Genomic DNA, 12,606 nt, shown 5'->3' with positions numbered 1-12,606 from the left:
GCTCCCGGTGCAAGCGGCGTCAGGGTCGAGCTTGCAGCTACCCGACCGAGTCTGCGATCCGCCGTCGCGCATGCCCAGTGAACGCTGTTATCGACGACAGCAGACCTTGGTAGGGGCGCCGGATTGGCATCCGGAAAATGCCCCTCCGAACACACGCGATGAGCCTGCGAGGCACGCTCCACACCCGCCATCCGTCTGGGAAGGGCAATACCGAAGGACGGCTCGACCAGGGGAGCGACGGATGATGAGTGTGGCGATGGCCCACTGAGGCCATCCCACCCTCAAAAAAGGAAGACTGCTATGTCCAACCAGGGAACTGCGCTTGTCACCGGCGCCTCCAGCGGGATCGGCGCTGTTTACGCCGATCGGCTCGCACGAAGGGGGTTCGACCTCACGCTCGTCGCGCGCAACACCGACCGCCTCGAAGTCGCAGCCAAGCGCATCACGAACGAGACCGGTCGGCTGGTTCGCGTCGTCACCGCGGATCTTACGGACGCCGCGAGCCTGCACCGCGTTGAAGGTCTTATCCGAAGTGATCCCGCGCTCACGCTCCTGGTCAACAATGCCGGCTTCGGCGCCGTCGCCCCGCTGATGGAGTCTGATATCGACCGAATGGAACGGATGGTTGATCTCAATGTCACGGCCTTGATGCGCCTAACCAACGCCGCTGTGCCCGGCTTCGTTGGACGGGGCAAAGGCGCGATCATCAACATTTCGTCGATCGCGGCCGTCGCTCCCGAGATTCTCAATGGCGTCTACGGTGGCACAAAGGCCTTCGTTCTGGCCTTTTCCCAGTCCCTGCAGCACGAACTGGGAGCGAAGGGGATCCGCGTGCAGGCGGTTCTGCCGGGTGGGACCGCGACCGAATTCTGGGACATCGCCGGCAACGGCGACTATGGCCGCAGCGCGCGAGCCATGAGCCCCGAACAGATGGTCGATGCCGCCCTTGTCGGCTTCGACCGGGGCGAATTGGTCACCATCCCCTCCCTGCAGGATGGCGCGCTCTGGGATGAATTTCAGTCGCAACGGCGGCGGCTAGCCGCCGATTTCGCTCATTCCAAACCCGGCGCCCGCTACATCGCTTCAGCCTGATCCCACACTCACTCCGCGCTGACGCGTCGAACCGGGCCAGTTCCATCGTCACCCGGCGCACAGATGATTCGACGCTCACCTTTGCCGACCAAATTGTTCCTCTTTCAGGGTCATCAAGCTGGCGAGATGAAAGCGCGAAGCAACAGCCCTCGTAGGCGTTGATCTCAAGCGGACCCGGCGACACAGCCGAGGGTAAACCAAAGTATCGACCGGGCGCTACTCAGCTCCGTCTCTCGAAAGACATAGATCAGTATACTGAACTTTTGATTCAGATCATCATTGCCTCATCGAACATGAATAACATGATCGATAGAAATCAACCTCAATAGATTGGAAAAATTATGAAGGCCATCGCCCTTATTTCCACTGTCGCATTTCTGGCAAGTGCGAATCTTTCTGTTGCTGCCGAAGAGATCGTCGGAATCGTGGAATCCGTCAATACGAGTAACGGCACCCTGTCTCTGCAGTCTGGCCACTCATTTACCTTCGATAATGCGACGGTTCTCTACGGTATTCTTCCAGGTCAGCGCATCGGCGTCACCTACGAGGGCCCCAAAGGCATTGGTGCCTATAATCCGCATCCCGCCCGTCGGCGGGACATCGATATCGACTGATAGCGAGAATGCGCTGCGGTCGGGGTGACCAGCCCGCAGCGCATCCCGGCGCCCAGATTTCACGCGCGGCGGCGTATCCCACGGATTGCCGGCAACACCCGCTGAAGTCGTCGAGATCAAGCGGCGCGAGTTTCGTCCCGGCCATGTGCCGGGCGGATCCAGATTCGAATAGAAATTCCTGCCGTGGGAACACATCGGCCCAGCTTCGGTAGACGAGGCACTCGCACGGCGTGCTGCTCTAGGCGGCCTATTGCGTCCGGCGGCGGCAAGGTTTGCAACGCCGTCGCCAGCGCCCCGGCGACCGGCTCGACACGTATGGAAGGCAGCAGGCTCCCGATCCGCGACCGCCTCATGCGAGCCTGCGACAACAACCGGCTCTAGCCAGAGCGAGCAAAGCCCTCAGCTCGGCTTCCCAAGCGCCCGGCACCGCTAGTCCAGCACCTCACCGGGCCGCTCGACCCGCGGTGCCCGCTGGCGCATAGGCAAAGCCGGACAGCAGCGGAAGCTTGGCCTTTCAGGCGGCAGATAAGCCGTTTGCTTCAGATTCCCGGTCTCTCACGGTGGCCACAGAAGTTCCGCCCCACGCAGCCATCCCGGACCTCCCCTTACAACGGTACGACCACCGCCTATCCCGGTCTTCCGCTAGACAGCGCCAAGGCGACCTGAGACTCGGCAAATTTGCGCAAAGAAGGTTGGTTTGAATCGGGCAAACGGCAGTGCGCCTATGCGGGCCTCCTTGCGCGACGGTTCGCCCGGCCCGGCCTGCGCCAGGACAAGGTTGGTGTCAGCCGCACCGAACAAATCATGCCCGCGACGGGGGCAAGGAGAATGGTCCCAGAACTCAAGAGCGCCCGCTTGGTGTCCGGTTCGCTCGGCGCGAACGCTGAGGAAGCCTCCATCGAGTTTCTGTCGCCGTAGCCGCGCCGTGTCGGCGCGGCACGCGGCTCCCGTTGCGCTCCAGCCTATACGCCTTCGTAGACAAGACGCGTGAAGAAGGCGGGCGAGATCACCGCATTCCCCCATTTGGGATCGAATTTCTTCGTGGGCGCCGCGGCTATCGTTTGTTCGACGTCCAGACCCTTTTGCTTCAGCGCCGCGACGTTATCGCGAATGGCCGTAAGCATGTCCCGGTATTCGACAAGATCGCTCCTGCTCGCTGCCGACGGACCGTGACCAGGGATTACGATGGTTCCTTTGCCCGCCGACGCAACATTCGCGTTGGCAGCCGCAATCATCCCATCGATGTTGCCTCCGGTCGAATAGTCGATGAAAGGATATAGACCGTTCCAGAATGTGTCTCCGCAGTGCAGAATATCTGCTTCGGAGAAGACCACCGATATGTCGCTGTCCGTATGCGCCGGCCCGTAGTGCCGCAACACGATGTTCTGCTTGTTTAGCGTGATCTGCTCGCTATCAGAGAATATCCTGGTCGGAATCGCTGGAAGAGGCGAAGCGGGAAAAGTGAAATCCCAATCCTCGACCCGCTGGGCGGAGAGCAGGTGCTTCTGGGTATTTTGGTGCGCGATGATGGAAGCGCCCTGCGAACTGATCCACTCGTTCCCGTCGGTGTGATCGAAATGCCAATGGGTGTTGATCAAAGTCGTGATCGGTTCCCGGCTCAATGAGTTCGCTGCGTCGAGGATCCGGGTCCGTGTACCCGTGATGCCTGCATCCACGAAGACCTTTCCGTCCATTCCCGTCAAAACGGCAATATTGCCGCCGGAGCCTTCGAGCACCGAGATGCCATGCCTCAACTTGTGGACGGAGATGCGAGCCCTGGCTGCATCATCCCGGAACCCGTCGACCAGATTGCGGGCTTCGGCGAAGGCTTGGCGTGGAGAGAGCCACGCCCCTGTCGCCGCCAGGCCTCCGGCAGAAACGCAGCAGAGACAAAACTGGCGACGCGACAGTCTACCGTTTGATGGTCCGTTCATTTTAGCTCTATGCTCCAGGTCATCCGATTAATACAAGATTCGAAAGTCATATCCGACAAATTCAGATCCATATTTCTTTGGATCTATGTCGAATGAACGCATTTTCGCGAAACTTGAGATGACTTGGTAGACAGAATTAGATAGTTATTACCTTATAACTACGTATACATGCCTCCTGGGAGACGTCTGTGGCGTGGCGAGGAATTAGCTGCGACCAGCCAGCTTTTGAGAGCCAGACTTATTGACAACCCGCGGGCTCAACAGGACGGCGGAAATATCGTCCAGGCCGACCGCACAAACGGTGGGCGCGTAGTCCTTGGGAGGCCCTTCAATGAGGGATCTCGCCTACGGGGAAGGTCACAGCCGGGTACCATTGAATTCGGGGCGGGCCACCGGCAGTCGCAGAATGACGATTGTGCCGGTGCCGAGCCTGCTATCAATATCGACGCGGCCTCCGCAGGTATCCACAAAGTGCTTCACCATAGCGAGACCAACACCGCCAATGCCATTCCCCTTGGTGGTGAAAAACAGATCGAAGGCTCTTCGCGCCGTCTCCGATGACATTCCCACGCCTGTATCCCGAACCGTCAGCTCTACCTGGGCGTCCGACGTCGGCGCCCCCAAGGCGGCGTCGATCGTGATCAACCCACCATCCGGCATGGCATCGCGAGCGTTAAATACCAGATTCAGGATGGCGTTCTGCAGAGCCTGGTGATCGCAACTGACGGCGGGCAAGTTGTTTCCAGCATGGATCTCCACAACGACGGTCGAATCACAGGCGCCTTTGACCAGGGCTGAAATCTCGCGGAGACACTCAGCAACATCCGTCAGCTCAAGCTTGCAAGGCTCACATCGGTTTCGGGTGAGCGTTTCGCGAACCAGCACTCCGGCTCGCTGTAGCGCCGTGCTGGCTCCAATCAGGAGAGGCTGCAGAGCCGGAGTTGCCATGACGGAGGCATCACGGGTGACGAGGCTCAGAGCCGACGACGCAACCTGGATGAGATTGCCCAGATCATGGACGATGCCTGACTCTTTCAGTTGCCATTGCTCCTCCTGACCCGAATTGTACTCGGCGATATGGCTGGATGTCGTTTCGGTGTGTTGCAAGGCGGTTCCCCTTTGGCGACGGCGCCCGAAGGCCGCAGGCGTTCGAGGACGATATCGCCGAGGGCGATTGGCGGTCGATTGCGCCAAGGGTCGGGAGGCATCATACCGAGGCATATGGCTAAGCATCCTGGACCCCGCTCTAAGCCTTGAATTTCGGCGGTTATGGCCGTGCCCCTTGAGAGTCCGCCCCTCTTCCGGAATCTTCCCATCTACCTTTTCACACAGGAACCCATACCAACGTTCACTGCCCGTCTGGTGGTCATTCGCTTTAGCTTCAACGGATCGTTCCAAACCAGCAAGGCGAGCAGCATGTCTAGTCCCTCTTTCCAATCCGGCCGATTGCGCATCGCTGTGGCCGGCGCGTCCGGTCGGGTCGGCACCGCGCTCGTCGCGAGCCTATCTGGCGACTCCGTGGACGTGGTTGCGCTGACGCGGGATCCGACGAATCGCCGACTGCCTGCAGGAATCGAAACGGCTGCAGTGGACTTCGACATCGCCTCGACCCTTTCAGAAGCCCTAGTTGGTATTGATCGGCTCTTCATCTCGCACGGCACGTCAGACCGGCAGGTCGCCAACGAAATCGCGATCATCGATGCGGCAGTCGCTGTCGGCGTGCCGCACATCGTCAAACTCTCCGCGATGGGCCCCCCGACCCGGCTCCATCCATTCGACTGGCACATGAAGATTGAAGCGCATCTCGCGGCCCAGGACATCGGCTTTACCGCACTCCGCCCCGGCACGTTTGTAGATACCCTCGCCCGCGCGGGTGGTCCGGTTGCATCCGACACGTGGGGTGGGACGGCGGGTAGCGGGCGCGTCAATCTGATCGACACGCGCGACATTGCCGAGGTGGCGCGCGTTGCTCTCTTGGAAGATCAGTTCCTGCAATCGCAACGAGCCTACCATCTGACCGGACCAACCGCGGTAAGCATGCCGGAGGTCGCTGAAGAGCTGTCACGACTGCTCGGTCGCCCGGTCGAGTATCGTCATCGGTCGATCGCCGAACACCGTCAGGCCCTGATTGGGTCCGGGGTAAGCGAAATGTTGGCGGATCTGATTTTGGGGCTGGACCGCCTGTTCAAGGAGTCCGTCATGGCCGAGTCGACGGCCACCTTTTCGGAACTCACCGGGCAAAACCCACGATCCGTCGCCGACTGGCTGACCGATAATCTCTCGCTATTCCAGACGAAGCCGCAGCCCGTCGCGGTCACGTAACCGCCCACAATTGTGGATGGCGCCCCGAGAGACGATCAACTGCGTCGAAGTCTCCTTCAGAGCCGAGGGGATGCTGGAGATGCAAGGCGCGCCCTTACTCTTTAAGCCGCCGACCTGCATCCTGCCGCGACAACGCCGAGGTGTCGTTTCCAAGAAGGTTGTTCACACGTTGCCAAGGCGTTGGGCCTTTGATGCCTGAGTGGGGTCGTTCACGGTTGTCGCTGTCGGTCCATGGGCCGATGGCGCGGGCGCAGTATTCGGAGCATGCGTGAGCGGCCGTAAGCCCATTCGCGCAAGCTGGTCTGGGTGAAGCGCTCGGCCTTTCCGTTGGTGCGAGGCGCGTCGGGGCGAGTGCGAACGTGCTTGGCCCCCGGGGCCAGCAGAGCGTTTGCGAAGAGGTTGGTGCGATAGGCCGAGCCATTGTCGGTCATCACGCGCTGGACTGTCACGCCGTGGCGGACGAGCCAAGCGACGGCGCGCTCCAGAAAAGCGGCCGATGAAGGTTGGCCCTTTGAGGGGCTACTCCCAATCCCGCTCAAGCGCATCCGGTAGAGCAGAGGCCATAGGGCTTAGAGTGCGTTTTCCGTACAATTTCCGTACGAAGCGCGGCCAATCGAGCCAAATCTTTGAAAAGATTGGTGCACCCGAAGGGATTCGAACCCCTGGCCTCTGCCTTCGGAGGGCAGCGCTCTATCCAGCTGAGCTACGGGTGCATGCCGGAAGCGGCAAGGCCGCGTGCCGGTCTACATAAACGAAGGACCGGCAGGCAGCAATGGTGAAAGCCAGCCTTTCACCGAAGAGTTCACTACCCCCGCACCAACCCAATGTCCCGCTCGACGCGTCGTCCCAGGGCCCGAGCAATCCCAGCCCTGGCGAGCCCAGTCCCCTGTTGCCATCCTGAAACCAAGCCATACGGAATCGGGTCGGGATCCCCCCCAACTCTAGTCAATGCTCCTCCCGACAGGGCGGCAGGGCCGAATGCGTGCTCCTCGCGGCGCCGCCGGTAAGGGAAGCGAGTGCCCCATCCTGGATCTGCCAGAGGGCGCATGCGTCCCTCGCCCTCCTGGGGCCAGCTAGGATCGAGCGCTCGGCGCCGCCCTACCCGGCCAGGGCCGGCTGGGCGACGGGACGGGGGCGGCGGGGTGGGCGGGCGGTATCGGCCAGATGGGCGACGAACCAGAGCAGGACCAGGCCGCCGCCCAGGAAGGCGATGTCGAACCAGACGCCGGTGCGCACCGTCGTGACCAGCACCTGGCCCAGCGCGGAAAACACCGAGAGCAGCGCGAAGATCAGCAGGCCGTGCCGGCCCATCGTCGCCAGCGGCGCGAACAGGACCGAGCGGCGGCACAAGGCGCTGATGCGCAGGCCATAGATGAGATAGGCGAGCGCCAGGAAATGGCTGAGCCGGGTCAGGCCGAGCACCGACTTGTCGGTATCGAGATGGCCGTTGGCGCCGATCCAGTTGCGCGCGGCGCCGGGGCCATAGGGCGACATCAGGAAGCCGATGGCGACGACGATCGCGGCCAGCAGCAGCAGCGGCGCCGTCACGGGGATCTCGCCGCGCTGCTTCAGCGACAGGCCGGCGGCAAGGCCGATCGCCATGATGAACTGCCAGGCGAGCGGATTGAGGAACCAGCCGCCCTGGGTCGGCCAGTTGGGCAGGTTCCAGCCGGTATAGCGGGTGAGCGCATAGAGAAGCGCCGAGACGACCAGCATGAGCGTGACGTCGATGCGGGCGAGCCAGAGCAGCGCCGGCACCGCCAGGATCAGCGCCATGTAGAGCGGCAGGATGTTGAAATAGCCGAGCTGGTGGCCGAGCGAGACGATGCCGATCAGGCAGGTCCAGGCATCCTTCACATAAAGCGAGCGGCCATGCGACATCAGCAGGTCGGGCTGGCGCCAGTAGAGCGCGCCGGCGGAAAAGATGGCGATCGCCGCGAAGGAAAGCGCGACATGCACGCCATAGAGCTTCAGCACCCGCCGCAGCATGGCGACCATCACGCCGGCCCGTTCGCCGGGGCGGAAGCGGTGGCCATAGGCGAGCGCCAGCGAGACGCCGGAGAGAAACACGAAGGCCTCGGCCGAATCCGAAACGCCAAAATTGCGATGGGTGATCGCCTCCAGCACATTGCCGGGGACGTGGTTGATGAAGATCGTGCAGAGCACCAGGCCGCGCCAGAAATCGATGCCGTCGAGGCGGGCTGAGGCCCGGGCGCGGGCTTCCGCCAATGCGGCGCGGTGGTCGCGGTTGAGCGCGGCGCGCGACCATTCGCACAGGCCGACAATGCCGATGCAGACCAGCGCGTAGAGCACCAGCGGCGGCACCTGCGCCGAGGACAGGCGCAGCGTGTAGATCGGCTCGATCCAGAAGAAGACCGTGAACACCGCCGTCAGCACCGTGGCGAGGATCGCCGGGCCCTTGCCGAACAGCGCCGCGCCCAGCAGCACCGCCGGCGCGAACAGGAAGAAGGAGAAGCTGTGCCAGGGCCATTGCAGGCGCAGCGCGAAGCAAGGCAGGGCGAAGAGGCAGGTCAGCGCATATTGCGCGGGCGTACTGAAACGCTGCCCGAATTGAGCAATCAAAGCTGTCCTCCCGGCCGTCGACCCGTGCTGCATCCCCGCCAGCGCAAAGGATGCCTGACAATCGATCTAAACCATGGATCGGACGGCTTTGGAACGACAATAGCCAGCGTTCCCGCCATTTCCATACGATCTTTCGCCATTCCCCCGCCCCCGCCCTGCGGCGTGCCGCCCAAGCCCGAGGGCGACGCGCGGAGATAAGCGAGGCGAGATGGCAAAATTACGCCGGCTGCGGAAAGCCGGCCGCTCCGGCGAAGGCTCAGTCGGCGACGCGAACGAGCGTGCCCAGATGGTTGTCGTCGAGGAATTCGATCGTCACCGCCTCGGCCTTGCCGGCGGGGCCGACGGCAAAGCGGACGGCGGAGGGCATGTCGGGCATCTCCGGCGCCGCATAGGCGAGGAACTGGTCACGGTCGAAATGGGTGAGCGGCAGACGGTGCTGGCCCTCGGGGCCGAGCGACAGGGTCAGCTTGCCGTCCGCCTCCGCGAGCACCGCGTCGCCGACATAGGCGTTGCGATAGCGCCCGGCATAGGCGGAGAGCGGCAGCGCCGGGGTCGATGGCTGCGGCGGCTCGGCATAGGCCGCCTTCGCGGCCTCGATCGCCGGGCCAAACAGGCTGGCGAACAGGCCGTTCCAGGCGCCGAGCCAATCCTGCCGCAAGGAGCCGTCGAAAACCCAGTCGAAATAGCTGTCAGCGAGGCCCTCCGGCGCGCCGGTGGGAAAGGCATTGGCCAGGACGAGGATGCCGAGCGACGCATCCGGATAGAGCTGGACCAGCGTGCGCGCCCCGGCGCTGAAGGCGCCGGCATGGCCCCAGCTCAGGCCGTGGCGGCCGAATTCGACGTTCCATCCGAGCCCGTAGAACGTGGTCGCCCCGGTGACGGGGTTCTTGCCGCGGGACATCAGCGGCTCGTGCGTGGCGGCAAGCGCATCGGCGCCGATCCGCCTCTGCCCGTTCCATTGGCCGTTGGCGAGTTCCAGCCGCATCCACTGGGCAAGGTCACGCGCGCTTGAGCTGACGCCGCCGGCCGGCGCCTGCACGTCGGCATCGCGCGTCACCTTCGCTTCCCAGCCATCGCCAATATCGACATGCAGCGCGGCGCGATCGGCGCGGGCCACGAAATCGGCATGGCGGGCGCTGGTCGACGTCATGCCGAGCGGCTGGAAGAGCCGCGTTTCGGCGACCGCTTCCCAGGATTGGCCGGTCGGCTTGGCCGCCGCCAGCGCCCCCGCCGTCAGGCCGGCATTGCTATAGGCATAACCGGCGCGAAAGCTCGACGACGGCGGCACGAGGCGAAGCCGGTGCATCACCGTATCGCGGTCGAATCCGATCGCCTCGATATCATTGCCGGCGCCGCCCGGCAGGCCGCTGCGATGGGCGAAGAGATCGCGCAACGTCACCTCGGCGCTCGGATAGGCGTCGTGCCAGCGGAAAGCGGGATCGAGATCGGCGATCTTGCCGTCCCATTCGACGACGCCGTCGCTGACCAGGGCCGCGACGACCGTGGCCGAAACCGGCTTGGAGAGCGAGGCGATCTGGAACACCGTGTCCGGATCCACGGCCTCCGCCTTGCCCATCTCGCGCAAACCGAAGCCTTTCAGAAACACGATCTGGTTCTCGTGCACCACGGCGATGGCAAGGCCTGGGACGGCGCGATTGGCAACGAGTTGCTGCGCCATGGCATCCAGGCGCGGCAGCGCCGCCAAAACCTTGTCGCGAGAAACCGGCTCGGCCAGCGCCCCGACGCATCCCAACCCAAAGACGGCTGCGACCGCCGCATATCGCCAAGCCTTGCCCATGCCGCCACCCTTCCGTTGCGGCACGAGTGTGCCAGAGCCCGGAACAAGCACAAGCGGCAACTTTTCCGGGCGCTCTCCGACCTTTCCGGTTGAAAGCCACGCGAAAGGAGGGCGACGACAAGGGCCCGGATTGTCTATCGTGCCGTCAACCAGCGGTTCGGCCGCGACACTCGGGGGGATTTCGGCGTGGCACAGGAAAAGACCTTTCTCTATATCGGTGGCTGCAACCGGCCGACGCCCTATTTCGCTTCGGCCAATGCGCCGGGCATCTCGATCTTCGGCTTCGACCCGGCAAGGGCTACGGCAACCCCGCTCGGCGCCCAGGGCGGCATCGAGAACCCTACCTTCCTGACCGCCGCGCCCGATGGCGGCACGCTCTATGCGACCAGCGAAGTGGCGGAATGGAACGAGGGGCTGATCAGCGCCTATGCCATCGCCCCCGCGACAGGGGCGCTCTCCTATATCAACCGCCAGTCGACGCTCGGAAGCATCACCGCCTATGCGACCCTCGACCGCGCGGCGCGCTTTGTCCTGATCGCCAATTACATGGGAACGCCGGAAAGCGAACGTCCGAACCAGTCCGTCGCCGTCTTCCCGCGCCGGGCCGATGGTGGGCTGGATCCGGTCGCTGCCTCGGCGGCGCATGCCGGTCGCGGGCCGGATGCCGGCCGGCAGGACCGCTCCCATGCGCATTGCGTGCTGGCTTCGCCGGACAACCGCTATCTCGTGGTCAGCGATCTCGGCATCGACCGGCTGGTCTCCTATCGCTTCGACGCCGCGACCGGCGCGATCGAGAAGGCAAACGAAACGGCACTGCCGCCCGGTTCCGGCCCGCGCCATTTCGCCTTCCATCCGACAAAACCCTTCGCCTATGGCATCAACGAGTTGGGTTCGACCGTCGCCTCCTTCAGCTTCGACGCCGAAAACGGCACATTCCTGCTGCTCGACATCGCCACGACGGTTCCCGACGCGGCGCTGGCGACCAATCATTGTTCGGAGATCAAGCTCGGCCCGGACGGGCGCTTCCTCTATGCCGCCAATCGCGGCGATGACAGCCTCTCGATCTTCACGATCGGCGAGGATGGCACCGCAATGGACCGAAGGACCGTGCCGGGCGGCGGCAAGACACCGCGCCATTTCGCCTTCTCGCCCGATGGCAGGACGCTGGCGCTGGCCAACCAGGACAGCGACATCGTCACCCTGTTCGGCGTCAATCCTGACGACGGCTCGCTGACCCATCTCGGCCGGGACATCTCGGTCGGCACCCCAACGGCTATCTGTTTTGTGACGGTGGCCGGCTGACGGCGAAAACAGTCGCGCTTTCGCTTGTTCGAACCTTGTGAAGAGGCCGGTGATTGTGTTGCAAGCCAGACACAACCGTTGAGAAAGCTCCGTGAATCCAATTGAACATCTGTACTTTCCCTAACGGTATCGGCAGAAGAGACTCATGGGTCGTGGGTAGAAGGGTTTGAGGATGATTTACATTCAGCGCGCTGCGGTAGTTGCCGCTCTCGCCGTTATCGCTGCTTCTCCGGCCATGGCTGCCGATTTGACCGTAGCTCCTGTCGAGACGCCCGTGGCGCAGTCCTACATCTGGACCGGCCCCTACATCGGCGCCAACCTCGGTTGGGCCAATCTCAAGTCGGATTGGCACGATCTCGATGACGACTGGGAGGGTGACAATTGGGATGCCGGTTCCGATGGTTTCACGATCGGCGGACAGATCGGTTACAACTACCAGCTTCAAAACAATGTAGTTCTCGGCATCGAGGCCGATTTGAACTACGCGACGAATAGCACCTCGTTTGATGCGCCCGGTTTCGGCGACGTTGAACTTGAAAACGACATGAATGGCTTCGGCACGATCCGCGCTCGTCTCGGCTACGCCTTCGACAACGTCATGCCCTACGTCACCGGCGGTCTGGCACTCGGCCACTTCAAGCATCAGTGGACCGAGGATGGCGATCCGAGCGATAGCTGGGGTGATTTCGGCGGCTGGGAGGCCGGCTGGGTCGCTGGCGGTGGCGTCGAGTGGGGCTTTGCGCAGAACTGGACCGTCAAGTTCGAAGGTCTCTATGCGGGCTTTGGAAACGTGACGTCGACCAATGATGACGGATATCGCATGGACGTCGACCGCGACGTTGGCATCATCCGTGCCGGCCTGAACTACCGCTTCTGAGCGAACTCGCTAGCACCAGACAAACCGCCGGTCTCGACCGGCGGTTTTTTTGTTTCCGGTCGAGCACACGACACCCCTCTCTCG

Annotated in this window: 10 protein-coding genes and 1 tRNA gene; 6 read left to right on the top strand and 5 right to left on the bottom strand. The window is 63.0% G+C overall.

All coding sequences use genetic code 11. The features are described from left to right. Positions 1-300: 300 nt before the first annotated feature. The 3 genes from ABIE08_RS22865 to ABIE08_RS22855 all read left to right on the top strand — a co-directional run bounded on the left by ABIE08_RS22865 (position 301) and on the right by ABIE08_RS22855 (position 2,624). Complete coding sequence (locus ABIE08_RS22865; protein ID WP_354554352.1) at positions 301-1,092, top strand: SDR family NAD(P)-dependent oxidoreductase; 792 nt, start codon at positions 301-303, stop codon at positions 1,090-1,092. A gap of 341 nt (positions 1,093-1,433) precedes the next feature. Further along, the gene (locus tag ABIE08_RS22860; RefSeq protein WP_354554350.1) at positions 1,434-1,706 is read left to right on the top strand and encodes a hypothetical protein; all 273 of its coding nucleotides are present in this window, start codon (positions 1,434-1,436) and stop codon (positions 1,704-1,706) included. 678 nt (positions 1,707-2,384) lie between these two features. After that, on the top strand, positions 2,385-2,624 hold the full coding sequence (locus ABIE08_RS22855) for a hypothetical protein (protein WP_354554349.1): 240 nt from the start codon (positions 2,385-2,387) through the stop codon (positions 2,622-2,624). Positions 2,625-2,668: 44 nt separating this feature from the next. Here ABIE08_RS22855 and ABIE08_RS22850 read toward each other — a convergent pair whose 3' ends face one another. Together ABIE08_RS22850 and ABIE08_RS22845 are read right to left on the bottom strand one after the other, a co-directional pair. Continuing rightward, a complete protein-coding gene (locus ABIE08_RS22850) occupies positions 2,669-3,640 on the bottom strand; it encodes an MBL fold metallo-hydrolase (protein ID WP_354554348.1) in 972 nt (323 codons plus the stop codon). Between the two features lie 357 nt (positions 3,641-3,997). After that, positions 3,998-4,747: a sensor histidine kinase gene (locus ABIE08_RS22845; protein WP_354554346.1), complete on the bottom strand. Its 750-nt coding sequence runs from the start codon at positions 4,745-4,747 to the stop codon at positions 3,998-4,000. Positions 4,748-4,909: 162 nt separating this feature from the next. Here ABIE08_RS22845 and ABIE08_RS22840 point away from each other — a divergent pair, with 162 nt between their 5' ends. Further along, complete coding sequence (locus ABIE08_RS22840) at positions 4,910-5,962, top strand: NmrA family NAD(P)-binding protein (protein ID WP_354554345.1); 1,053 nt, start codon at positions 4,910-4,912, stop codon at positions 5,960-5,962. Positions 5,963-6,598: 636 nt separating this feature from the next. On the opposite strand, the gene ABIE08_RS22830 is transcribed toward ABIE08_RS22840, so the two are convergent. The 3 genes from ABIE08_RS22830 to ABIE08_RS22820 form a co-directional block, all read right to left on the bottom strand. After that, a tRNA-Arg gene (locus ABIE08_RS22830) sits at positions 6,599-6,675 on the bottom strand. A gap of 385 nt (positions 6,676-7,060) precedes the next feature. After that, positions 7,061-8,545 (bottom strand): OpgC domain-containing protein, encoded by a 1,485-nt coding sequence (gene opgC, locus ABIE08_RS22825; protein ID WP_354554343.1) that lies wholly within the window; start codon positions 8,543-8,545, stop codon positions 7,061-7,063. A gap of 256 nt (positions 8,546-8,801) precedes the next feature. Further along, positions 8,802-10,343, bottom strand: a complete 1,542-nt coding sequence (locus ABIE08_RS22820; protein WP_354554342.1) for a serine hydrolase — start codon at positions 10,341-10,343, stop codon at positions 8,802-8,804. A gap of 186 nt (positions 10,344-10,529) precedes the next feature. Between ABIE08_RS22820 and ABIE08_RS22815 the strand changes: the two genes are divergently transcribed. Then, positions 10,530-11,645 carry a lactonase family protein gene (locus ABIE08_RS22815; RefSeq protein WP_354554341.1) on the top strand — a complete coding sequence of 372 codons (1,116 nt, stop codon included), beginning with the start codon at positions 10,530-10,532 and terminating at the stop codon, positions 11,643-11,645. 172 nt (positions 11,646-11,817) lie between these two features. Next, a complete protein-coding gene (locus ABIE08_RS22810) occupies positions 11,818-12,522 on the top strand; it encodes an outer membrane protein (protein ID WP_354554339.1) in 705 nt (234 codons plus the stop codon). Positions 12,523-12,606: the final 84 nt, after the last annotated feature.

The organism is Kaistia defluvii (genome assembly GCF_040548815.1).
GTDB lineage: Bacteria > Pseudomonadota > Alphaproteobacteria > Rhizobiales > Kaistiaceae > Kaistia > Kaistia defluvii_A.
The sequence above is the reverse complement of the archived record's forward strand: the minus strand, read 5'-3'. Positions and strand labels throughout refer to the sequence as shown.